This window comes from Streptomyces populi (assembly GCF_002911015.1).
In the GTDB taxonomy this organism is placed as follows: domain Bacteria; phylum Actinomycetota; class Actinomycetes; order Streptomycetales; family Streptomycetaceae; genus Streptomyces; species Streptomyces populi.
In genome coordinates this window covers 1-21162 of record NZ_KZ626866.1, presented here as the reverse complement: position 1 = coordinate 21162, position 21162 = coordinate 1, and the positions used below count along the sequence as shown (strand labels likewise).

Below are 21162 nucleotides of genomic sequence, written 5' to 3'. Positions count from 1 at the left end.
CCCCGTTATGACGTCTGGCGCAAAGCGCGTACGCCGCGCAACCCGATGACCCCGACGGCCGTCCCAAGGACAAACGACACGACGGCGAGCGTCAGATGCACCCAGAAATACGTGGTCGGATCACCCGCGTCGTCGAACGCGAGCCCACTGGCGTCTTTCCAGAGATTCTTAGCGAAAGTGACCCAAATGACCCAGCTCCACACCCCGAAGGCGAGCAGGAACCAGGACACGGGGCGGCTGAGCTTCATGCGTTCAGTATCGCCGTCGCCCGCCGTGGTCCGGCGCCGGGGTGGAAGGGGCGAGGCGGTCCCCCCGAACGGTGATGGGAATTCCGGTCACAACACCTGTACTTTTTCGACCGTGCCCGTCTCGAAAATGATCATTCAGCGATCTCTGCTGGTCGCTTCCGCTTCTTTGTTGACCCTTTCGCTCGCCGCGCCCGCGTTCGCCGACACCGCCGACGAGAACCCCTCGGAGAGCCCCAGCGCCTCTCCGTCGGCCACTCCCCCGGCGAACATGTCGACCCTCGGCGGTGAGCGGCTCGGCCGTCCCGGCAACCAGGTGAACCTCGGCGCCGGTGCCCCCGTCCTGCCCGCGGGCATCACCGCCCGTTCCTGGATCGTCGCCGACGCGGAGTCCGGTGACGTCCTGGCCGCGCACAACGCGCACTGGCGGCTGCCCCCGGCGAGCACGCTGAAGATGCTGTTCGCCGACACGGTGCTGCCCAAGTTCCCGAGGAGCACCACGCACAAGGTGGCCCCCTCCGAGCTGGCGGGCATCGGCGAGGGCTCCAGCGTGGTGGGCATAAAGGAGAACGCGACGTACACCGTCCACGACCTGTGGCTCGGTGTCTTCCTGAAGTCCGGCAACGACGCCGTGCACGTGCTGTCCGCGATGAACGGCGGCATCGCGGAGACGGTCAAGGACATGCAGGCGCACGCGGACGACCTCCAGGCCCTGGACACGAACGTGGTGAGCCCGGACGGCTACGACGCCAGGGGCCAGGTGTCGTCCGCCTACGACCTGACGCTGTTCGCCCGATCGGGGCTCCAGAAGAAGGACTTCCGGGAGTACTGCTCGACGGTGCGGGCCACGTTCCCGGGCACGACGGCCGGGGGCAAGAAGGGTGCGGCCGGCCGCGCGTCCTCCGAGATCCGCAACACCAACCGGCTGCTGTCCGGCGACAGCGACATCACCCCGTACCAGGGCATCGCGGGGGTGAAGAACGGCAACACCACCAACGCGGGCGCCACCTTCACGGGTGTCGCCGAGCGCGGCGGCAAGGTGCTGCTCGTCACGGTCATGAACCCGGAGAAGAAGGAGCACAACGAGGTCTACAAGGAGGCCGCGCAACTGCTCGACTGGGGGTTCCAGTCCGTGGGCAAGGTCCAGCCGGTGGGTGAACTGGTCCCGCCCAAGGGCGTGGACACCACCGCCCAGCCGGGCGCGAACGCGTCGGCCGGAGCGAGCCCCGGCACGGGCACGGGTTCCGGCACGGGCACCGCGCACGCCTCCACGAAGCCGGTGGCGGCCGCCTCGGCGCGGGGCGGTTCGAGCGGCATCGGCGTCGCGCTCGGCCTGGCGGGCGGCTTCCTCGTCCTGCTCGCCGCGGGCGTCTTCCTGGTCAACCGCCGCTGGCCGCTGCCGGACCTGATGCGCCGTCGCCGCTGATCCCCCGGGATTCCGGGGCCCCCGGGTCCCTCCCGCCCCGCGGGCCGGCCGGTTCCCGCGGGCCGGCCGGCTCGTCCGGAGCGTCCTGGCTGGCCGCTTCCCGGCCCTGTCCCTCACCGGGGGTCGCCGTCCAGGCGGCGGAGTACAGGAGCAGTTTCGAGGTGAAGTTGATCCACAGGAGCAGCGCGATCGGCACCCCGAAGGCGCCGTACATGCTCTTCGACGCCACGCCCCTCATGTAGCCGCTGAGCAGCAGCTTGAGCAGTTCGAACCCGACGGCGCCGATCAGCGCCGCGACGATCAGCCGACGGCGCGGCGGCTCGACGCCGGGCAGCAGCGTGAGGACGTAGAGCAGGACCAGGAAATCGGCGAGCACGGCCACCGCGAAGGCGCTGAACTGGAGCAGGGTGGTCCCCCAGCCGTTCTCGTCGAGGCCCGCGTGCCGCGCCGACCAGCCCATCGCCGTGGACGCGAGGGTGGAGACGGCGACGGTGAGGAGCACGGCGCCGCCGAGACCGACGAGGACCCCGCCGTCCTTGACCTTGCGCAGCAAGGGGTTCTCCTCGTCGTCGGGCAGCTCCCAGACCGCGCGCAGACAGTCCCGCATCTGGCCGACCCAGCCGATGCCGGTGATCAGCAGCAGGGCACCCGCGATGAGCCCGATCGTGCCGGCGTTCTGGACGAGAGCGTTGATGTCCAGCTGGTCGGAGATGCCCGGCACCTGCTCGGCGAGCTTGTCCTGGAGGTCCTTCTGCTGTTCGGCGCTCAGCGTGGCCGCGGCGATCGCGGCGGCCACGGTCAGCAGCGGGAACAGCGCCACGAAACTGATGAAGGTCATCGCCGCGGCGAGCCGGGTCCACTTCACACGGTCCAGCCGCTCGTACGACCGCCACGCGTGCGTGGCCATCAGGCGTACGACCAGGGGCCCCACACCGGGGATCTTTTTCAACCAGTCCATGATCCGACTCTGCCCTCGTCTCGGAAAACCAGTGACCGTGTACCCCAGAAACGCAGAACGGTGGCGAACGCCATGCCGATGCCCGCACCCGAGACGGTGTCCGCGCGCGGCGACGTGAACCCGAGCCCGTAGTGGCTGACGGCGACGCACAACAGCTGTACGAGCGCGCCCGCGACGTTCACCGCGAAGAAGACCGTGTACCGGCGCGGGCCGCGGGCCGCCGTGTGCCGGTAGGTGCCGAGCGCGTTCCCGGCGTACGCCACCGAACAGCCGCCGAGGAAGGACAGCGCCTTGGCGGTCAGCGGGTCCAGGCCCGCCGGGCCGCGGAGCCAGACGAAGAGGCCGAGGTCGGCCGCGTAGGCGAGGAGACCGACGGAGGCGAACCCGAGGAGCTCGCGCAGGAACCGCTTCCGGGGGCGGGCCGCCCCCGGAACCGCCGTCGGCTCCGTGCCGAGGGCCCTTCGGGCGGCCGGCGCCCCGGTGTCCGTCCCGCGGCCGCCGGGGCGCCCGGCGCCGGGCCGGTCCTCGGTGACGCTCACCAGTTCGCCACGGCGAGCCCGTACATGGCCAGCCACACCAGGCCGATGAGGGCGAGCGGACGGTCGCGCAGGACCACGTCCTCCGGCTCTCCCGCCGCGCCCCGGTCGGCGAAGACCGCGTAGCGCAGGACGGCCAGGGTGAAGGCGATCATGGACAGCTGACGCCACGGCAGCACCCCGGCGCTCGGCACCCCGCCCTCCTCCAGGGCCCACAGGCAGTAGCCGAGGACGGAGACCCCGGCGGCCAACTGCCACACGAAGCGCAGGTAGCCGGTCGTGTACTCGGTGAGCAGCGCGCGCGTGGCCCCCGCCCGCCCCGCCATCTGCACGGCTTCGGAGTAGCGCTTGGCCGAGACCATGAACAGTGCCCCGAAGCCGGTGGTGATCAGGAACCAGCGCGAGAGCGGGATCCCGAGGGCCAGACCGCCGATCATGGCCCGCATCAGGAACCCGGTCGTGACGACGACGAGGTCCACGACGAGCACGTGCTTCAGGCTGACGCAGTACGCCAGTTGCATGCCGAGGTACGCGGTCAGCAGCGCACAGACGGCCGCCGGGCAGAGCCAGGCGGCGGCCACGGGCGCGAGGACCCCGAGGGTGCCGCCGACGGCGTACGCGACCGGGACGGGGACCTGGCCCGCGGCGACCGGACGGTGGCGCTTCACGGGGTGGGCGCGGTCGGCGGCGGCGTCCCGGGCGTCGTTGACCAGGTACACGGCGGCGGCGCAGGCCGTGAACAGGACGAAGACCAGCGAGAGGTGGACGAACGCGTGCTGGGTGAAGAGCCGGCCCGCGGCGGCCGGGGCGGCCACGACGAGCACGTTCTTCACCCACTGGCGGGGACGCGCGGTCCTGACGAGACCCCGCAGCAGCCCGGTCAGGCTCCTGGGCGGTGGGGCGAGGGCCGGGGGGCGTTCCAGGAGCGCCGTGCGCTCAGCCATGGCCGGCCCCGATCCAGCGGGCGCCGAGGCCGGCCGCCGCGGCTCCCAGGGCCGCGCCGGCGGCGACGTCCGTGGGGTAGTGGACGCCGACGACCAGGCGCGAGAGGCACATCGCGGCGGCGAGCGGCGGGACGGCGTACGCGCCGAGCGTCCCGTAGGCGACCGCGGCGGCGGAGGAGGAGGCCGCGTGCGAGCTGGGGAAGGAGTGCCGTCCGGCCGTGCGCGCCCGGGGCTCCACGTGGGTGGGACGCGGGCGGCGCACGATCCGCTTCAAGGCCGTGCTCGCCAGGTGCGCGCCGGCGGTGAGCACCGTGGCGCGCAACCACGCGCTGCTCCGTCCGCGGTCGGCGACCGCTCCGGCGAGTCCCGCGGCGAGCCACAGGGCGCCGTGTTCCCCGCTCCAGGACAGGGCGCGGGCGACGGCCGCGACGCGCGGGTCCGTGCCGCGGGCGTGGAGTGCGGACAGCAGCCGCCGGTCCATGTCGCCCAGGGAGCCATGGCCGTCGAGCCGCCGGTCCGTCCCGTCACGGTCGTCAAGGTCGTCCATGTGAGGCCACTCTTCTAGGGAGCGGTCGCAGAATTACGGTAATCTTTAACGACATCCCATTAATCACCCATTTCGGTGAGGGGCCGGGAGCGCTGGGTGGATTGTCCCGTTGTGCGCCTCCGGCGGCGCTACGGTCACGGTCATGCCTGCCGACTCCGTCTCCGTCACGGGTTGGGGCCGCACCGCCCCGACCACCGCCCGTATGGTCCGTCCGCGCACCTACGGGGAGGCGGCGGCGGCCGTCCGGGAGTGCGGGGCGCGGGGAGGGATCGCCCGGGGGCTCGGACGGGCGTACGGCGACGCCGCGCAGAACGCGGGCGGTGCGGTGTTCGACATGACGGGCCTGGACCGGATCCACGCCATCGACGCGGGCGGCGGCACGGTCCTGTGCGACGCGGGGGTGTCCCTGCACCGGCTCATGGAGGTCCTGCTCCCCCTCGGCTGGTTCGTGCCGGTGACGCCGGGGACCCGTCATGTGACCGTGGGCGGCGCGATCGGCGCGGACATCCACGGCAAGAACCACCACGTGTCGGGCTCCTTCACCCGTCACGTCCTGTCCTTCGAGCTGCTGACGGCGGACGGCGAGATCAGACCGGTCGGGCGCGGCACCCCCCTGTTCGACGCCACGGCGGGCGGCATGGGCCTGACCGGCGTGATCCTGACGGCGACCGTCCGCCTCCAGCCGGTGGAGACCGCCCTGATGTCCGTCGACACCGAACGCGCGGTGGACCTGGACGACCTGATGGCGCGTCTCACCTCGGGCGATCACCGCTACCGCTACTCGGTGGCCTGGATCGACCTCCTCGCCCGCGGGGCCGGGACGGGCCGCTCGGTGCTGACCCGCGGCGATCACGCGCCGCTGGACGCGCTGCCGCCGCGGGCCCGGCGGCACCCGCTGGCGTTCCGCCCGTCACGGCTGCCGGCCGCCCCCGCCTTCGTACCGGAAGGGCTCCTCGGGCGGACGACGGTGGGGCTCTTCAACGAGCTCTGGTACCGCAGGGCGCCTCGCGCACGGACCGGTGAACTCCAGCCGATCCCGGCCTTCTTCCACCCCCTCGACGGGGTGCCGCACTGGAACCGGGTCTACGGGCGCGGCGGCTTCGTCCAGTACCAGTTCGTCGTCGGACACGGCCGGGAGGAGACCCTGCGCCGGATCGTGCGGCGCGTCTCCGAACGCCGCTGCCCGTCCTTCCTCGCCGTCCTGAAGCGCTTCGGGGAGGGGGATCCGGGCTGGCTGTCCTTCCCCGTGCCCGGGTGGACCCTCGCCCTGGACGTCCCGGCGGGCCTGCCGGGGTTGGGTTCCTTCCTCGACGAGCTGGACGAGGAGGTGGCGGGCGCCGGGGGACGCGTGTACCTCGCCAAGGACGCGCGGCTGCGGCCCGAGCTGCTGGCCGCGATGTATCCGCGGCTCGGCGCGTTCCGGTCCCTGCGCCGGGAGCTGGACCCGCGCGGAGTCTTCACCTCGGACCTGTCCCGCCGCCTCGGCCTGTAGGCCCCCCGTCCTGTAGGCCCCCGTCTGAAGGAGCTGGCTGTCATGAAGGACGCCTTCGGTATCCCCCAGTCCCTGCTGGTGCTCGGCGGCACGTCCGAGATCGCGCTGGCCACCGCGCGCCGGCTGATCACCCGGCGCACCCGCGCGGTGTGGCTCGCCGGGCGGCCGACGCCCGCCCTGGAGGAGGCCGCCGAGCGGCTGCGCGGGCTCGGTGCGGACGTCCGCACCGTCGCCTTCGACGCCCTCGATCCCGAGTCCCACGAGGCCGTGCTCGGCAAGGTCTTCGCCGAGGGCGACATCGACGTGGTGCTGATGGCGTTCGGGGTGCTCGGCGACCAGGCCGTGGACGAGAAGGAGCCGGTCGCGGCGGTCCGGGTCGCGCAGACCAACTACACGGGTGCGGTCTCCTCGGGCCTGGTGTGCGCGCGGGCGCTTCAGACGCAGGGGCACGGCTCCCTGGTGGTGCTGTCCTCGGTCGCGGGCGAGCGCGCCCGCCGCTCGAACTTCATCTACGGCTCCAGCAAGGCGGGGCTGGACGCCTTCGCGCAGGGGCTGGGGGACGCCCTCCACGGCACGGGCGCGCACGTCATGGTCGTGCGCCCCGGGTTCATCCGTACCCGGATGACGGCCCATCTGCCCGAGGTGCCGCTGTCGACCACTCCGGAGGCGGTGGCCGAGGCGATCGAGCTGGGACTGCGGCGCCGCTCCGAGACGGTGTGGGTGCCGGGGGCCCTGCGGATGGTCATGTCGGCGCTGCGGCACACCCCCCGGGCGGTGTTCAGGCGGCTGCCGGTCTGAGGCCCGGCGGAACCGCCTGGACCGCCTAGACCGCCGGCAGCGTGGTGTCCCGTTCGGGTGCGGAGGCCTGCGGGGGCACCACGGCGCCGCCGAAGACGAACTCGCGGAGCTTGCGCCACACCCCGTCGGCGCCCTGCTCGTAGAGGGCGAATCCGGTGCAGGGCCATCCGGCCTCGTACCCGGAGAGCGCCTCGAAGGCGTGGTCCATCGCCTCTTCGCCGATGCCGTGCGCCACGGTGACGTGCGGGTGGTACGGGAACTGCAGCTCGCGGGCGACGGGGCCCGAGGTGTCCCGGACCTGCTTCTGCAGCCAGGTGCAGGACTCCGCGCCCTCGGCCACCCGTACGTAGACGACCGGTGACAGGGGGCGGAAGGTGCCCGTGCCGGACAGCCGCATCGGGAACGGGCGCCCGGCGGCCGCGACCTCGACGAGGTGCGCCTCGATCGCGGGCAGCGCCGAGTCCTCGACCTCGGTCGGCGGCAGCAGGGTGACGTGCGTGGGAATGCAGCAAGCCGCGGGGTCGCCGAAGCCCGCGCGCCGCTCCTGGAGCAGGCTGCCGTGAGGCTCCGGGACCGCGATCGACACTCCGATCGTTACGGTCCCCACGTCGTCTCCTGTCGTTGTCGAGGGTCAGGGCTGTTCGGTGGTGCGGCGCGGGCGGAGGCGATCGCTCGGTCCGCCCCGCCTTCGACTGTACGGCGGTACGACCCGCAAACGGCCGTCGTAGGAGTGTCGCGCTCGTCTCGTACTGACTGCCGAAGGTGGTGTGGTAGGGAGGCCGTTCCGCCGTACGGCCGGGGCACGGCCCCCCGTACGGCGGTGGCCCCGGCCGTCAGTGCTTGGCCGGCAGGAACCCGACCCGGTCGTACGCCTGGGAGAGCGTCTCCGCGGCGACGGCGCGCGCCTTCTCGGCACCCTTGGCCAGGATCGAGTCGAGGGTCTCGGGGTCGTCCAGGTACTGCTGGGTGCGCTCGCGGAACGGGGTCACGAACTCGACCATGATGTCGGCGAGGTCCGTCTTGAGGGCGCCGTACATCTTGCCCTCGTACTCCCGCTCCAGCTCGGCGATCGACTTGCCGGTGAGGGTGGAGTGGATGGTGAGGAGGTTCGAGACGCCCGGCTTCTCCACGGCGTCGTAGCGGATCACCGTGTCCGTGTCGGTGACGGCGCTCTTGACCTTCTTCGCGGTGACCTTGGGGTCGTCGAGCAGGTTGACGAGGCCCTTCGGCGTGGACGCCGACTTGCTCATCTTGATCGACGGGTCCTGGAGGTCGTAGATCTTCGCCGTCTCCTTGAGGATGTACGGCTTCGGGATGGTGAAGGTCTGGCCGAACCGGCCGTTGAAGCGCTCGGCGAGGTCACGGGTGAGCTCGACGTGCTGGCGCTGGTCCTCGCCGACCGGCACCTCGTGGGCCTGGTACAGCAGGATGTCCGCGACCTGGAGGACGGGGTACGTGAACAGGCCGACGCTCGCGCGGTCCGCGCCCTGCCTGGCCGCCTTGTCCTTGAACTGGGTCATCCGGCTGGCCTCGCCGAAACCGGTGAGGCAGTTCATGATCCAGGCGAGCTGCGCGTGCTCGGGGACGTGGCTCTGGACGAAGAGCGTGCAGCGCTCGGGGTCGAGGCCGGCGGCGAGCAGCTGCGCCGCGGCGAGCCGGGTGTTGGCGCGCAGGTCCGCGGGGTCCTGCGGGACCGTGATCGCGTGCAGGTCGACGACCATGTAGAACGCGTCGTGGGACTCCTGGAGCGCCACCCACTGACGGACGGCGCCGAGGTAGTTGCCGAGGTGGAACGAGCCTGCCGTGGGCTGGATTCCGGAGAGCACGCGAGGACTGTCAGAGGCCATGTTCACCATTCTCTCAGGTGTCGGGGCCCGCTCCGGAACTGGCCGGAAAGAGACGGTACTCGGGCGGGCCGGTGCGCCGGCTCCGGGAACCGCGGCCTCCGAGCCTCCGGCCCGTCGGCACAGACGGTCACCATTTCGCTCACCTGAGCGGCTTTCGAACACACAACGTCATATAAGTGCAACGGTGAGGTGACGTTCCTGCTGGAGGGGGTGTTTTTCGAGGTCGCCGACGCTTAGAAATGCCGAACCGCCCGGTAACCGGATTCGGCAGGGCGGAGCGCTGATCGGACATCGCCGCCCAGGAGAACTCCCGGCGGATCCGTCGGCGCACCCAGAAATTGGCACAACGGTGTGCGGGCCGACTCTGCGTCGGCCGGTTGGGGGTTCCATGCGCGGGCTTCGTGAACTGGTCACGGTGGTGGGAGCGTTGGGCGCGACCGCCGCGGCGGCGGTGTCGGTGGCACCGGCCGCTCTGGCCGGCCCGGCGGCGAGCGCACCGGTGGCCGCACCGGCGGTCCGGGAGAGCGCCGAGAACGCCGTGCAGAGCTCCTCGGGCGACAGCCCGGACATCGTCCTGACCGTCGCCGGTGACACGGGACGGACGACCACCATGCACAGCGGCGATCCGGATTTCGGACGGCTGTGGCGGCTGCTGTCGCCCCGGTACACGGGGCCGAAGAAGACGCCCGACGAGTGGGCGGACGGCCACCTTCCCGTTCCCCAGGTCACGGTGATCTGGGGGAGCACGGGTCCCGGGGGTGACGTCGCCATCGAGCGCCAGGACCAGGTGTTCCTCACCGCGGACGGCTCGCCGTGGGTGCGGTCGGATCTGGCTCCCGACCTGGTGGGCGGCGACTACCGCTGGCACCGGGCGCCGCTCTCGGTGTTCGAGGAGCTGGCGAAGGAAGAAAGGCTCTTCGGCTCCGGGGCGACCGCGTCCGCCGTCCGGGTGGAGTTCGACCCGGCGGTGTGGGCGGTGCCCGGACTCGCCGCGGGCCTGGCCCTGGGCGCCGGGGCCACGTGGTTCATCCGCCGCGCGACGGTCCGGCGCGTGAACGCCGAGCCGCTGCGGGAACCGCGCCAGGAGCTGGCCGAGGTCTGCTGACCCGTCCGGCCCCGGCGCGGGCCGACGCCGGTCCGGGGCCGGACGGGTCCGGCCCCGGTGCGGCGCGTCAGCCGAGGTCGATCTCGGGGTAGAGCGGGAAGCCGGTGAGCAGGTCGCTCGCGCGGTGGGCGATCTCGTCGGAGATCTTCGTGTCCAGGACGTGCTGCGCCTTGGAGGGCGCGCCCTTGGCGGTGGTGCCGGGCTCCGCGGCGGTCAGGACGCGGTCGATCAGTCCGGCGATCTCGTCCATCTCGGTCGCACCGAGGCCACGAGTGGTCAGCGCGGGGGTGCCGATGCGGATGCCGGAGGTGTACCAGGCGCCGTTCGGGTCGGCGGGGATCGCGTTGCGGTTGGTGACGATGCCCGAGTCGAGCAGGGCGGACTCGGCCTGACGGCCGGTGAGGCCGTAGGAGGAGGCGACGTCGATCAGGTTGAGGTGGTTGTCGGTGCCGCCGGTGACCAGGGTCGCGCCGCGGCGCATCAGGCCCTCGGCCAGGGCACGGGAGTTGTCGACGACGGCCTGGGCGTAGTCGCGGAACTCGGGGCGGCGGGCCTCGGCGAGCGCGACGGCCTTGGCGGCCATCACGTGGGGCAGCGGGCCGCCGAGGACCATCGGACAGCCGCGGTCGACCTGCTCGGCGAGGGTCTCGTCGCACAGGACCATGCCACCGCGCGGGCCGCGGAGCGACTTGTGCGTGGTGGTGGTGACGATCTGGGCGTGCGGGACCGGGTCGAAGTCGCCGGTGAGGACCTTGCCCGCGACCAGACCGGCGAAGTGCGCCATGTCGACCATGAGGGTGGCGCCGACCTCGTCGGCGATCTCCCGCATGATCCGGAAGTTCACCAGGCGGGGGTAGGCGGAGTAGCCGGCGACGATGATCAGCGGCTTGAACTCGCGGGCCGAGGCGCGCAGGGCCTCGTAGTCGATGAGACCGGTGGCCGGGTCGGTGCCGTACGAGCGCTGGTCGAACATCTTGCCCGAGATGTTCGGCCTGAACCCGTGGGTGAGGTGGCCGCCGGCGTCCAGGGACATGCCGAGCATGCGCTGGTTGCCGAAGGCCTGGCGCAGTTCGGCCCAGTCGGCCTCGGTGAGGTCGTTGACGTTGCGGACGCCGGCCTTCGCGAGGGCCGGGGCCTCCACGCGGGCGGCGAGGACGGCCCAGAAGGCGACGAGGTTGGCGTCGATGCCGGAGTGCGGCTGGGCGTAGGCGTGCTCGGCGCCGAACAGTTCGCGGGCGTGCTCGGCGGCGAGGGCCTCGACGGTGTCGACGTTGCGGCAGCCGGCGTAGAAGCGGCGGCCGACGGTGCCCTCGGCGTACTTGTCGCTGAACCAGTTGCCCATGGCCAGGAGGGTGGCCGGGGAGGCGTAGTTCTCGGACGCGATCAGCTTCAGCATGTCGCGCTGGTCGGCGACCTCCTGGCCGATGGCGTCGGCGACGCGGGGCTCCACGGCCCGGATCACGTCGAGGGCGCTGCGGAAGGCGGTGGACTCGGTGGAAAGGGGCTCTGTCATGACGGCCTCCGGACGTTGTCATCAGCGTTCACGGGTCGGCCCAGGCGCACGGCACTGTGGTGCCACGACTCCTCGCCCGGACACTCCGGGCCCCTCGGAACGGCCTGCTTCTCCGTCCAGAGGTCCGGGATCGCCCCGGGGAAGCCACAGCGCGGGTGCCGCTCCCCGATGGTCGGTCCCATCCCAGCGCGCCAGTCACGGCCCCGTCGATCAGCGTACCGGGCGCGCCGGATCACCGGGGTCCCCGGTCCACCATGCGAGCGACGATAGGAAAGAGGCCACAAGCCCAGAACGGAGATCCCGTGACCACCATGGATGCCAGGGAGACGACGGAGGCGTTCATCGCCTCGGCCGACGCGCACAGCGCGCACAACTACCACCCGCTGCCGGTCGTCGTGGCGACGGCGGACGGGGCCTGGATGACGGACGTCGAGGGGCGCCGCTTCCTCGACATGCTGGCCGGATACTCGGCGCTGAACTTCGGCCACGGCAACCGGCGGCTGATCGAGGCGGCCAAGGCGCAGCTGGACCGGGTGACGCTGACGTCGCGGGCGTTCCACCACGACCGGTTCGCGGACTTCTGCCGGGAGCTGGCCGCGCTGTGCGGCATGGAGACGGTGCTCCCGATGAACACCGGCGCGGAGGCGGTCGAGACGGCCGTGAAGACGGCCCGGAAGTGGGGCTACCGGGTCAAGGGCGTCCCCGCCGAGATGGCGAAGATCGTGGTCGCGGGCAACAACTTCCACGGGCGTACGACGACGGTCATCAGTTTCTCGACGGACCCGGAGGCCCGGGCCGACTTCGGCCCGTACACCCCGGGGTTCGAGATCGTGCCGTACGGGGACCTGACGGCCATGCGGGCGGCGGTCACGGAGAACACGGTGGCCGTGCTGCTGGAGCCGATCCAGGGGGAGGCGGGGGTACTGGTGCCGCCGGCCGGTTACCTGCCGGCCGTGCGGGAGCTGACGCGGGAGCGGAACGTCCTGTTCGTCGCGGACGAGATCCAGTCGGGGCTGGGGCGGACCGGCCGTACGTTCGCGTGCGAGCACGAGGGTGTGGTGCCGGACGTGTACGTGCTCGGGAAGGCGCTCGGCGGCGGGGTGGTGCCGGTGTCGGCGGTGGTGTCGAGCGCGGAGGTGCTGGGGGTGTTCCGGCCCGGGGAGCACGGGTCGACCTTCGGCGGGAACCCGCTGGCCTGCGCGGTGGCCCTGGAGGTGATCGAGATGCTGCGGTCGGGCGAGTACCAGGCGCGGGCGGCCGAGCTGGGCGCGCACCTGCACCGGGAGCTGGGTCTGCTGAAGGACTCCGGTCGTGTCACCGCGGTGCGCGGGCGCGGCCTGTGGGCGGGCGTCGACATCGCCCCCGCGCACGGTACGGGCCGGGAGGTCTCGGAGCGGCTGATGGAGCGGGGCGTCCTCGTCAAGGACACCCACGGCGTCACCGTCCGGATCGCCCCGCCGCTGGTCATCACCGAGGAGGACCTGGACTGGGGGCTGGCCCAGCTGCGGGCCGTGCTCGGCGCGTAGGGGTCCGGGCCCGGGGACCCGCGGGCGGGCCTAGAGGATCACGTGGGGCAGGAAGCGGGCGTACTCGTCCGTGACGGGGCCGGAGGACTCCCGGATGCCCAGGCCCGCCGGCTCGTCCTCGACGACCCAGGCGCCGAGGACGGTCCGGTTGCCGTCGAAGGACGGGAGCGGCGCCAGCTCCTGGTAGCAGCAGGCCTCGCCGCGCACGACGGGGGCGGCGCCGGGTTCGTGGATCGTCACCCCGGCGCCCTCGCGGCCGAGCAGGGGTTTGGCCACGTAGCCGTTCGCGCGGGCCAGCTCGCGGGGGCCGTCGAGGTAGGCGGGAAGCAGGTTCGGGTGGCCCGGGTAGAGCTCCCAGAGGACGGCGAGGAGGGCCTTGTTGGACAGGAGCATCTTCCAGGCGGGCTCGATCCACAGGGTCGTACCGGTGCCGCCGCCGTTGTCGAGGGTGTCCAGGACGTGGCCGGCGAACGCGTCGGTGGTGAGCCACTCCCAGGGGTAGAGCTTGAAGCAGCTGCGGATGAACGCGAGCCGGTTGTCGACGAAGCGGCCGGAGAGGGGGTCCCAGCCGATCTCCTCCATGGAGATCCAGTCCGTGTCGAGACCTGCCTGCTCCGCGGTCTCCTTCAGGTAGGCGACCGTCATCAGGTCCTCGCCGAGTTCGTCCTCGGCGGAGTGCGCGAAGTGGAGCGGGCCGCCCGGCGGGAGGAGGGCGGCCTGCTTCTTCCAGGCCGCGACGAGGCGTTCGTGGAGGGAGTTCCACTGGTCGGCCCCGGGGAAGCGGTCCTCCATCCAGAACCACTGCGGGCTCGCGGCCTCGACCAGCGAGGTCGGTGTGTCGGCGTTGTACTCCAGGAGCTTCGCCGGGCCCGTCCCGTCGTAGCGGAGGTCGAAGCGGCCGTAGACGGAGGGGAGTTCGGCACGCCGGTGCCAGGCCTCGGAGACGGCCGCCACCACCCGGGGGTCGTCGATGCCGAGGTCGGCGAAACGTCCCCGCTCGACGATGTGACCGGCCGCCGTCAGGCACATGGCGTGCAGTTCCTCGACGACCTCCTCCAGCGCCTCCACCTCGGGCAGCGAGAAGACGTAGTAGGCGCTCTCGTCCCAGTAGGGGCGCAGGGAGCCGTCGGGGTGGCGGGTGAGCGGGTAGATCAGCCCCTGTCCCTCGACGGTCTGCTGCCAGCCGGGGCGGGGAGTGGTGGTGCGGCGTTCCATGGGGTGCGTGGTTCTCCGTCTCGGCGGGCGGGTGGGTTCTCCGTCTCGGCGGCGGGCCGGGGCCGGGGCCCTCGCGCCGGCCCCGGCCCGCGGATCAGCCGCCGGAGCTGCCCTTGCCGCCGCCGAAACCGCCGCGGTGCACGCCGCCGCCCGAACCGCCGGAGCCACCGGAACCGCCCGGCTTGGTGAAGGAGCCGCCCTCGACCCAGTGGCTCTTCTTGTCGCCGCCGTAGTACCAGCCGCTGTGGGACGAGCCCGTGGAGGACTTGCAGTTCTTGTCCGAGACGACCTTGTAGCCCTTGCCGGCGTTGTAGCTGTCGCGGTCGACGCAGCGCTTGTCGGGGTCCGAGGAACAGGCGGTGAGCGCCACCGCGAGAAGTCCCATGCTCCCGAGGACGACCGAGCCCGAGCGCAGTTGCCGTCGTACGTCTGCCATGTCCGTTCCCCCGCTTGTTCTCTTCGGATCGTTTCCGACTGAAGTGGACAGAGTAGAGATCCCGTCCGACAAGTCCACGACGGCCCCCCGCGACGCGTTGTCCCCTACAGTCGCTTCGTGCTCTTTGGAATGCTGTGTGCCCTCGGCGCCTCGGTCTGTTTCGGTACGGCGACGGTCCTGCAGGCGATGGCCGCACGGGCCGCCGGCGCGGGCGGGGCGGGCGGCGGCGCGGCGGCACTGCTGCTGCGGGCGCTGCGGCAGTGGCGCTATCTGGCGGGACTGGGCCTCGACGGGGCCGGGTTCCTGTTGCAGATCGTCGCGCTGCGCTCGATCCCGATCTACGCGGTCGGCGCGGCCCTCGCGGCGAGCCTGGCCGTCACCGCGGTGGTCGCCTCGCGGCTGCTCCACGTACGGCTGAGCCGGTTCGAGTGGGGCGCGGTGGCGGTGGTGTGCGCCGGGCTCGCGATGCTGGGGCTGGCGTCCGGGGCGGAGGGGGACCGGACGGGGTCCCTGGCGCTGAAGTACGCGATGCTCGGGACGTCCGTGGCCGTCCTGGTGCTGGGACTCGTCGGCGGACGGCTGCCCGACCGGGGGCGGGCGCTCGCGCTGGGTCTCGGGGCGGGGTTCGGGTTCGGGGTGGTCGAGGTGGCGGTGCGGCTGATCGCCGACCTCGATCCGGGGACGCTGCTCGCCAATCCGGCGACGTACGCGCTGCTGATCGGCGGCGGTGCCGCGTTCCTGCTGCTCACCACGGCCCTGGAACGGGGGTCGGTGACCACGGCCACCGCCGGACTGGTCATCGGGGAGACCATCGGACCCGCGCTGGTGGGGGTGGTGTGGCTGGGCGACCGTACGCGCGAGGGGCTGACCTGGCTGGCGGTGCTCGGTTTCGCGGTGGCGGTGGCGGGAGCCCTGGCGCTGGCGCGGTTCGGGGAGGCGCCGGGCACGGAGACGGCCGCGCCCGTGGAGGCCGAGGAGGAACAGCAGGCGTAGGGCCTGCCCCGCGGGCGGGCCCCTTCAGGGAAGCGCCCGGCACAGCGCGTCCAGGGCGCCCGACCAGGCGTGGTCCGGCGGGGTCCCGTAGCCGACGACCAGGGCGTCCTGGTGCGGGACGAGCGCGTCCGGGTGACGGTGGCCGGAGAGGCCGTGGACGGCCAGGCCCTGGAAGGCGGCGGCCTGGACGACCGGTCCCTCGGTGCCGGCCGGGAGCCGGAGCACGGCGTGCAGCCCGGCGGCGATACCGGTGGCGTGCACGTCGGGGGCGCGGGTCGCGAGGGCCGCGACGAGGGCGTCCCGGCGGCGCCGGTAGCGCAGCCGGGCGGCACGGACGTGCCGGTCGTAGGCGCCGGAGGTGATGAACTCCGCCAGGGTCAGCTGGTCCAGCACCCCGGTGGACCAGCCGCCCTCCCCCTTCAGGGAGACGACCTCGTCCACGAGCGACGGCGGCAGGACCAGCCAGCCGAGGCGCAGCGCGGGGGCCAGGGACTTGCTGGCGGTGCCCAGGTGGACCACGTGGTCGGGGGCCAGGCCCTGCAACGCGCCGACGGGCTGCCGGTCGTAGCGGAACTCGCCGTCGTAGTCGTCGTCCAGGACGAGCCCGCCGGACCGGCGGGCCCAGGCGACGACGGCGGCCCGGCGGTCCGGGTGCAGCGGCACGCCCATCGGGAACTGGTGGGCGGGGGTGAGGAGCACGGCTCGCGCGCCCGTCATGTCGCGCGTGTCGGTGCCGAGTCCGTCGAACGGCAGGGGGGTCGTGCGCAGGCCCGACCGGTGCAGGAGGTTCCAGTGCGTGTCGAGCCCGTACGACTCCACGGCGACCGAGCGGAGCCCCCGCCGCCGCAGGACCGCGCCGAGCAGCGTGAGGCCGTCCGAGAAGCCGGAGCAGACCACGATGCGCTCCGGGTCGGCGCGGACGCCCCGGGCGCGGGAGAGATAGCCCGCCAGGGCGGTGCGCAGTTCGGGGCGGCCGCGCGGATCGCCGTAGCCGAGGGCCTCGTGCGGGGCGCGGGCCAGAGCACGGCGGGCCGCCTTGAGCCAGGCGGCCCGCGGGAAGGAGGCGAGGTCGGGGCGTCCGGGGACGAGGTCGTAGGCGGGCCGGGCCGGTTCGCGGCGGGGTGGCGCGGCCTCCCGCGCCGGTCGCACGACGCTCCACTCGGCCACCCGGGTGCCCGAGCCCTGACGTGCGGTGAGCCAGCCCTCGGCGACGAGGTCGGCGTAGGACTCGGCGACCGTGTTGCGGGCGATGCCGAGGTCGGCGGCGAGCGAGCGGGAGGACGGGAGACGGGTCCCGGGGGCCAGCCGGCCGCCGCGGACGGCCTCGCGCAGCGCCTCCGTCAGCCCCTTGCGGATGCCGGACCCGGTCGGCTCGACATGGAGGTCGACCCCCAGAGTGGCCCACGTTTTCCCCATGGGAATGGACCATACCCCTGGACTACTCCCCTCATAGGGTCGATCACATGACGACACAGGACACGACCACGCTCCCCGCCACGACACCCGACGCCCCCGCCACGCGGTACGCGCCCGAGCACGCGCCCCGGCTGCCCTGGGCCGAGCTCGCCCCCGACGTCTACAAGGCGATGGTCAGGCTCGACGCGGCGGCCCGGCAGGGGGTGGACCCCGTGCTCCTCGAACTGGTGAAGATCCGCGCCTCGCAGCTCAACCACTGCGCGTTCTGCCTGGACATGCACACCAAGGACGCGCTCGCGGCGGGCGAGAGCGTGGAGCGGATCATCCAGCTGAGCGCGTGGGAGGAGTCGCGGCACTTCTACACGGAGAAGGAGATCGCGGCGATCGAGCTGACCGAGGCCATCACCGTGATCACGGAAGGCTTCGTGCCGGACGAGGTGTACGAACGCGCGGCCCGGCACTTCGAGGAGGCCGACCTGACCCGGCTCATCGCCTCGATCACGGTGATCAACGCCTGGAACCGGTTCGCCGTGACCTGCCGCATGGTCCCCGGCCACTACCGGCCGGGCGGGCACAAGTGACGTCCGTGGACGGGCGGCACACCGGACCGGACGAGGCCGACCGGTTCCGGGCCCTGCACCACGGACGCCCGCCGGGCGATCCGCTGGTCCTGCCCGGGCCCTGGGACGCGGCGAGCGCCCGGGTGTTCGCGGACGCGGGGTTCCCCGCGCTCGCCACGCCCAGCGCCGGGGTGGCCGCCTCCCTGGGGTACGCGGACGGGGAGACGCCCGCCGCCGAGATGTTCGCCGCCGTCGCGCGGATCGCCCGGGCGGTCGACGTGCCGGTGTCGGCGGACGTCGAGGACGGCTACGGGCTGGCGCCCCGGGAGCTGGTGGAACGGCTGCTGGAGGCGGGGGTCGTGGGCTGCAACCTCGAGGACTCCGAGGGCGGGGTGCTCAAGGACGCGTCCCGGCACGCCGACTGGCTGGCCGAAGTGCGGAGCAGCGCGGCGGACCGGCTCTTCGTGAACGCCCGTACCGACGTGTTCATCCACGGGGACGGCGATCCCGGGCGGGCCGTCGAGCGGGCCGCGCTGTACGTCGCGGCGGGGGCGGACTGCGTGTATCCGATCGGAGCCCCGGCCGGGGTGCTGCCGCTGCTGCGGTCCGGCGTCCAGGGTCCCCTGAACGCGTTCGCCCGCCTCGACGGGCCCTCCCCGGCCGAACTGGGTGAACTGGGCGCCACCCGGGTCACGTTCGGCCCCGGGCTACAGCGCCGGGCGGCCGAGACGCTGGGGGACATCGCGGCGAAGCTGCGCCAGGGCGCGTCAGGTGGGGTTCGAACAGTCTGACCCGGCCGGGCAGAAGGAGTTCACGGCCGTCATGAGCTGCTCGGTCATGTCCGTGCCCGGCGGCGAGTACACGATGACCGCGTACGACATGCCGTCGGCGGCCCGGAAACGGTGGTCGACGGTCTGGGTGGTCCCGTACTGCTTGCTGTCGTAGCGGTAGCTGAACTCCGTCCAGTCGGTGCCGCTCCGCCGGTCCAGGTACCGGTAGCCCCGGAACCCCTCCGCGATGGACTGGGCCTGCGCCGAGGACTCCGTCACGGAGGTCTCCTTGACCTCGAACACCATGAGCCTGCGGTCGCCGCCGGGAGCCGTGTACGTGACGACGGGCGCCAGCTTGCCCTGCGTCTCCTCACGCGCCCAGCCGTCCGGAACGTCCACGGTGTAGCCGAGCGGATCGACCGAACGGCTGTACCCGGGCGCCGGCGCCGGGGCGGTGGTCACGGCCGGGGCGGTGTACGCGCCCTCGCCGCCGGAGGTGTTCGAGGGGCCCGGAGCGGCTCCGGGCCCTGTCGTCGTGGCGGTCACCGAGGGACCGGACGGGTGCGCCTCCGGGTGCCTCGCCGAGTCACCCCGGGTCAGCGCCCACAGCCCGCCGCCCACACCGCCCGCCAGGACGGCCACGGCCACGATCACCAGGAGCAGCCGCCGCGAGTCACCGGCCCCCCGCGCCCGGCCGCCCCCGGGCGGCACGACACCGCCGGGCCACGTCTGCGGCTGTGACTGCTGGTGCGACCATGCGGCCTGGGCCTGCTGCTGGGACTGGGCCCACTGCTGCGGTGGCGGTGGCGGCACGGGACCCGCGGGCGGATGGGTGTCGGGCCGCAGCGGACCCACCTGGGTGGCGGCCGCCCACCACTGCTGGTCCCCGGCCGGCGGAGCGCCGCCGGCGTCCACCCCGTCCTGGACCCCACCGTCGTCGACCCACTGCCGGCGGTCCGCGTCCCATCGCTGCGCCACCCCGTCACCCCCGCTCCCCCGTCGGCCCGATCCCGGCGCGTTCCTCGCCGAACCCCTGTCCCCTGACGGACCGTATGTGACGACGATAGTGAGGATTCCGCCATCAGCACCCCCCTTTATGGCGACAAAGCACATACGTTCGATACGTACTTTCCGTACGCCTCCTTCACGACGGCCGTGAACGGGTGAACCACCGGCCTCCGAACGCACCGATGCCCGGGTGGTGATCACCACCCGGGCATCGCGGGTACCGCGGCGGAACGGCCGCCCGGCTCAGCCGGGCCGGCGCCGGATCAGATCAGGCCGAGGGAACGGACCGCCTCGCGCTCCTCCTCGAGCTCCTTCACGGAGGCGTCGATGCGGGCGCGGGAGAACTCGTTGATGTCCAAGCCCTGGACGATCTCGTACACGCCGTCCTTCGTGGTGACGGGGAAGGAGGAGATGAGGCCCTCCGGCACACCGTACGAACCGTCCGACGGGATGCCCATGGAGGTCCAGTCACCCTCGGCCGTGCCGTTGACCCACGTGTACACGTGGTCGATGGCGGCGTTGGCGGCCGAGGCGGCCGAGGACGCGCCACGGGCCTCGATGATCGCGGCACCGCGCTTGGCGACGGTCGGGATGAAGTCCTCGGCCAGCCACTTCTCGTCGTTCACGACCTCGGCGGCGTTCTTGCCGGCGACCGAGGCGTGGAAGATGTCGGGGTACTGGGTGGCGGAGTGGTTGCCCCAGATGGTCAGCCGCTTGATGTCGGCGACCGTGGTGCCCGTCTTCTTCGCGAGCTGGGTCAGCGCGCGGTTGTGGTCGAGGCGGGTCATCGCGGTGAAGCGCTCGGCCGGTACGTCCGGGGCGGCGGCCTGCGCGATGAGCGCGTTGGTGTTGGCCGGGTTGCCGACGACGAGGACCTTGATGTCGTCCGCGGCGTGGTCGTTGATGGCCTTGCCCTGCGGCTTGAAGATGCCGCCGTTGGCGGAGAGCAGGTCACCGCGCTCCATGCCCGCGGTGCGCGGACGGGCGCCCACCAGGAGGGCGACGTTGGCGCCGTCGAAGGCGACGTTCGGGTCGTCCGTGATGTCGATGCCCTGAAGAAGCGGGAAGGCGCAGTCGTCGAGCTCCATGGCGGTGCCCTCGGCGGCCTTCAGCGCCGGCGTGATCTCCAGGAGGCGCAGCTTGACCGGCACGTCCGCGCCGAGCAACTGGCCGGAGGCGATGCGGAAGAGCAGGGCGTAACCGATCTGGCCGGCCGCGCCGGTGACGGTGACGTTCACGGGAGTGCGAGTCATGGCGTTCTCCGTATGACAGCTGGCGGTGGGGCGTCCCTGCCCCGGGTGCAGGATCGTCCCGTGCAACCACCGCAATGATCGATCAAAGGTTCCGATGATCGATCTCTCGGCGTCAAGAGAGATCCGCCGTCAGGCTATCGCGCATCCGGGACGCCGGACGTCAGGGTCCGTGTGGCCCACCCCACAGATCCCCCGGACAGGCGGCCGCCGAGCCCGGGAGAGGGTGAACTCGGCGACCGCCAAAGGGGGTACCAGGGCTCCGGGAAGGGATCTCCCCCCCTTCCCGGCACGCCGGATCCCATGGGGGTACGGTCCGCCTGCCCCCTCAGAACCACCTCAATCCCCCGAACCCGAAGTTTTCTCCAGCTCCCCCACCCACAAGCGTCTTTCGCCCCTCCACCCCTGCCCTTCCCACCCCCTGGGGCTCCGCTCCTCAAACGCCGGAGGGGCTGAAATTCACGCCCGGCCGGAGAATTCACGCCCGGCCGGAGATGGGGAACACGCACGCGAGGCGCGCATCCGAGCCACCGATCACCCGCAGCCGGGTACGCGCGCGAGGGGCCGTGCCGGGACA

The 21162-nt window shown here is 72.5% G+C and carries 21 protein-coding genes; 8 read left to right on the top strand and 13 right to left on the bottom strand.

Annotation, left to right across the window (positions count from 1 at the left end; translation table 11 throughout):
- Positions 1 to 5: 5 nt before the first annotated feature.
- Positions 6 to 248 carry an SCO4848 family membrane protein gene (locus CW362_RS44485; RefSeq protein ID WP_240657819.1) on the bottom strand — a complete coding sequence of 81 codons (243 nt, stop codon included), beginning with the start codon at positions 246 to 248 and terminating at the stop codon, positions 6 to 8.
- Between the two features lie 127 nt (positions 249 to 375).
- On the opposite strand from CW362_RS44485, the gene CW362_RS16110 reads away from it, so the two are divergent.
- The gene (locus CW362_RS16110) at positions 376 to 1671 is read left to right on the top strand and encodes a D-alanyl-D-alanine carboxypeptidase family protein (RefSeq protein ID WP_338069061.1); all 1296 of its coding nucleotides are present in this window, start codon (positions 376 to 378) and stop codon (positions 1669 to 1671) included.
- Here CW362_RS16110 and CW362_RS16105 read toward each other — a convergent pair.
- From CW362_RS16105 to CW362_RS16090, 4 genes are all read right to left on the bottom strand, one after another.
- On the bottom strand, positions 1625 to 2629 hold the full coding sequence (locus tag CW362_RS16105; RefSeq protein ID WP_103550150.1) for a YihY/virulence factor BrkB family protein: 1005 nt from the start codon (positions 2627 to 2629) through the stop codon (positions 1625 to 1627). The two genes, CW362_RS16110 and CW362_RS16105, sit on opposite strands and share 47 nt — an antisense overlap.
- Positions 2617 to 3030, bottom strand: a complete 414-nt coding sequence (locus CW362_RS16100; RefSeq protein WP_103550213.1) for a GtrA family protein — start codon at positions 3028 to 3030, stop codon at positions 2617 to 2619. Before CW362_RS16100 ends, CW362_RS16105 begins: the two co-directional genes overlap by 13 nt.
- Before the next feature lie 134 nt (positions 3031 to 3164).
- A complete protein-coding gene (locus tag CW362_RS16095; RefSeq protein ID WP_103550149.1) occupies positions 3165 to 4109 on the bottom strand; it encodes a decaprenyl-phosphate phosphoribosyltransferase in 945 nt (314 codons plus the stop codon).
- On the bottom strand, positions 4102 to 4656 hold the full coding sequence (locus CW362_RS16090) for a phosphatase PAP2 family protein (protein ID WP_206300968.1): 555 nt from the start codon (positions 4654 to 4656) through the stop codon (positions 4102 to 4104). The genes CW362_RS16095 and CW362_RS16090 overlap by 8 nt, the downstream gene beginning before the upstream one ends.
- Positions 4657 to 4798: 142 nt before the next feature.
- Here CW362_RS16090 and CW362_RS16085 point away from each other — a divergent pair, with 142 nt between their 5' ends.
- The gene (locus CW362_RS16085) at positions 4799 to 6148 is read left to right on the top strand and encodes a decaprenylphosphoryl-beta-D-ribose oxidase (protein ID WP_103550148.1); all 1350 of its coding nucleotides are present in this window, start codon (positions 4799 to 4801) and stop codon (positions 6146 to 6148) included.
- 42 nt (positions 6149 to 6190) lie between these two features.
- Positions 6191 to 6946 (top strand): decaprenylphospho-beta-D-erythro-pentofuranosid-2-ulose 2-reductase, encoded by a 756-nt coding sequence (locus tag CW362_RS16080; protein WP_103550147.1) that lies wholly within the window; start codon positions 6191 to 6193, stop codon positions 6944 to 6946.
- A gap of 25 nt (positions 6947 to 6971) precedes the next feature.
- Here the strand turns inward: CW362_RS16080 and CW362_RS16075 are convergent, their stop codons facing one another.
- Together CW362_RS16075 and trpS are read right to left on the bottom strand one after the other, a co-directional pair.
- Positions 6972 to 7553, bottom strand: coding sequence for a 2'-5' RNA ligase family protein (locus CW362_RS16075; RefSeq protein ID WP_103550146.1), 582 nt, complete (start codon positions 7551 to 7553; stop codon positions 6972 to 6974).
- 226 nt (positions 7554 to 7779) lie between these two features.
- A complete protein-coding gene (gene trpS / locus CW362_RS16070) occupies positions 7780 to 8793 on the bottom strand; it encodes a tryptophan--tRNA ligase (RefSeq protein WP_103550211.1) in 1014 nt (337 codons plus the stop codon).
- A gap of 388 nt (positions 8794 to 9181) precedes the next feature.
- On the opposite strand from trpS, the gene CW362_RS16065 reads away from it, so the two are divergent.
- Entirely contained in the window at positions 9182 to 9898 is a 717-nt protein-coding gene (locus CW362_RS16065; protein WP_240657817.1) for a hypothetical protein, read from the top strand.
- A gap of 67 nt (positions 9899 to 9965) precedes the next feature.
- Here CW362_RS16065 and CW362_RS16060 read toward each other — a convergent pair whose 3' ends face one another.
- A complete protein-coding gene (locus CW362_RS16060; RefSeq protein WP_103550145.1) occupies positions 9966 to 11411 on the bottom strand; it encodes a glycine hydroxymethyltransferase in 1446 nt (481 codons plus the stop codon).
- Positions 11412 to 11722: 311 nt separating this feature from the next.
- Between CW362_RS16060 and rocD the strand changes: the two genes are divergently transcribed.
- Positions 11723 to 12937 carry an ornithine--oxo-acid transaminase gene (rocD, locus tag CW362_RS16055; protein WP_103550209.1) on the top strand — a complete coding sequence of 405 codons (1215 nt, stop codon included), beginning with the start codon at positions 11723 to 11725 and terminating at the stop codon, positions 12935 to 12937.
- A 30-nt stretch (positions 12938 to 12967) separates the two neighbouring features.
- Here rocD and CW362_RS16050 read toward each other — a convergent pair whose 3' ends face one another.
- Together CW362_RS16050 and CW362_RS16045 are read right to left on the bottom strand one after the other, a co-directional pair.
- Positions 12968 to 14152, bottom strand: a complete 1185-nt coding sequence (locus tag CW362_RS16050) for a glutathionylspermidine synthase family protein (RefSeq protein WP_103550144.1) — start codon at positions 14150 to 14152, stop codon at positions 12968 to 12970.
- 94 nt (positions 14153 to 14246) lie between these two features.
- Positions 14247 to 14588, bottom strand: a complete 342-nt coding sequence (locus CW362_RS16045) for a hypothetical protein (protein ID WP_103550143.1) — start codon at positions 14586 to 14588, stop codon at positions 14247 to 14249.
- A gap of 129 nt (positions 14589 to 14717) precedes the next feature.
- On the opposite strand from CW362_RS16045, the gene CW362_RS16040 reads away from it, so the two are divergent.
- Complete coding sequence (locus CW362_RS16040; protein WP_103550142.1) at positions 14718 to 15581, top strand: hypothetical protein; 864 nt, start codon at positions 14718 to 14720, stop codon at positions 15579 to 15581.
- 24 nt (positions 15582 to 15605) lie between these two features.
- Here CW362_RS16040 and pdxR read toward each other — a convergent pair whose 3' ends face one another.
- Positions 15606 to 16997 (bottom strand): MocR-like pyridoxine biosynthesis transcription factor PdxR, encoded by a 1392-nt coding sequence (pdxR, locus tag CW362_RS16035; protein WP_103550141.1) that lies wholly within the window; start codon positions 16995 to 16997, stop codon positions 15606 to 15608.
- Positions 16998 to 17044: 47 nt separating this feature from the next.
- Here pdxR and CW362_RS16030 point away from each other — a divergent pair, with 47 nt between their 5' ends.
- Positions 17045 to 17578, top strand: a complete 534-nt coding sequence (locus CW362_RS16030) for a carboxymuconolactone decarboxylase family protein (protein WP_103550140.1) — start codon at positions 17045 to 17047, stop codon at positions 17576 to 17578.
- Positions 17575 to 18348, top strand: coding sequence for an isocitrate lyase/PEP mutase family protein (locus tag CW362_RS16025; RefSeq protein ID WP_240657816.1), 774 nt, complete (start codon positions 17575 to 17577; stop codon positions 18346 to 18348). Before CW362_RS16030 ends, CW362_RS16025 begins: the two co-directional genes overlap by 4 nt.
- Here the strand turns inward: CW362_RS16025 and CW362_RS16020 are convergent.
- Together CW362_RS16020 and CW362_RS16015 are read right to left on the bottom strand one after the other, a co-directional pair.
- Positions 18325 to 19305 carry a hypothetical protein gene (locus CW362_RS16020; protein ID WP_103550139.1) on the bottom strand — a complete coding sequence of 327 codons (981 nt, stop codon included), beginning with the start codon at positions 19303 to 19305 and terminating at the stop codon, positions 18325 to 18327. The genes CW362_RS16025 and CW362_RS16020 overlap by 24 nt on opposite strands.
- Positions 19306 to 19598: 293 nt before the next feature.
- Positions 19599 to 20588, bottom strand: a complete 990-nt coding sequence (locus CW362_RS16015) for a malate dehydrogenase (protein ID WP_103550138.1) — start codon at positions 20586 to 20588, stop codon at positions 19599 to 19601.
- Positions 20589 to 21162 lie beyond the last annotated feature (574 nt).

Coding starts and splice junctions, on each gene's coding strand:
- CW362_RS16030 (WP_103550140.1), top strand. CDS start 17,045: ATGACGACACAGGACACGACCACGCTCCCCGCCACGACACCCGACGCC.
- CW362_RS16065 (WP_240657817.1), top strand. CDS start 9,182: ATGCGCGGGCTTCGTGAACTGGTCACGGTGGTGGGAGCGTTGGGCGCG.
- CW362_RS16050 (WP_103550144.1), bottom strand. CDS start 14,152: ATGGAACGCCGCACCACCACTCCCCGCCCCGGCTGGCAGCAGACCGTC.
- CW362_RS16015 (WP_103550138.1), bottom strand. CDS start 20,588: ATGACTCGCACTCCCGTGAACGTCACCGTCACCGGCGCGGCCGGCCAG.
- CW362_RS16080 (WP_103550147.1), top strand. CDS start 6,191: ATGAAGGACGCCTTCGGTATCCCCCAGTCCCTGCTGGTGCTCGGCGGC.
- CW362_RS44485 (WP_240657819.1), bottom strand. CDS start 248: ATGAAGCTCAGCCGCCCCGTGTCCTGGTTCCTGCTCGCCTTCGGGGTG.
- CW362_RS16095 (WP_103550149.1), bottom strand. CDS start 4,109: ATGGCTGAGCGCACGGCGCTCCTGGAACGCCCCCCGGCCCTCGCCCCA.
- CW362_RS16060 (WP_103550145.1), bottom strand. CDS start 11,411: ATGACAGAGCCCCTTTCCACCGAGTCCACCGCCTTCCGCAGCGCCCTC.
- CW362_RS16085 (WP_103550148.1), top strand. CDS start 4,799: ATGCCTGCCGACTCCGTCTCCGTCACGGGTTGGGGCCGCACCGCCCCG.
- trpS (WP_103550211.1), bottom strand. CDS start 8,793: ATGGCCTCTGACAGTCCTCGCGTGCTCTCCGGAATCCAGCCCACGGCA.
- CW362_RS16110 (WP_338069061.1), top strand. CDS start 376: ATGATCATTCAGCGATCTCTGCTGGTCGCTTCCGCTTCTTTGTTGACC.
- pdxR (WP_103550141.1), bottom strand. CDS start 16,997: ATGGGGAAAACGTGGGCCACTCTGGGGGTCGACCTCCATGTCGAGCCG.
- CW362_RS16040 (WP_103550142.1), top strand. CDS start 14,718: ATGCTGTGTGCCCTCGGCGCCTCGGTCTGTTTCGGTACGGCGACGGTC.
- CW362_RS16090 (WP_206300968.1), bottom strand. CDS start 4,656: ATGGACGACCTTGACGACCGTGACGGGACGGACCGGCGGCTCGACGGC.
- CW362_RS16105 (WP_103550150.1), bottom strand. CDS start 2,629: ATGGACTGGTTGAAAAAGATCCCCGGTGTGGGGCCCCTGGTCGTACGC.
- rocD (WP_103550209.1), top strand. CDS start 11,723: ATGGATGCCAGGGAGACGACGGAGGCGTTCATCGCCTCGGCCGACGCG.
- CW362_RS16045 (WP_103550143.1), bottom strand. CDS start 14,588: ATGGCAGACGTACGACGGCAACTGCGCTCGGGCTCGGTCGTCCTCGGG.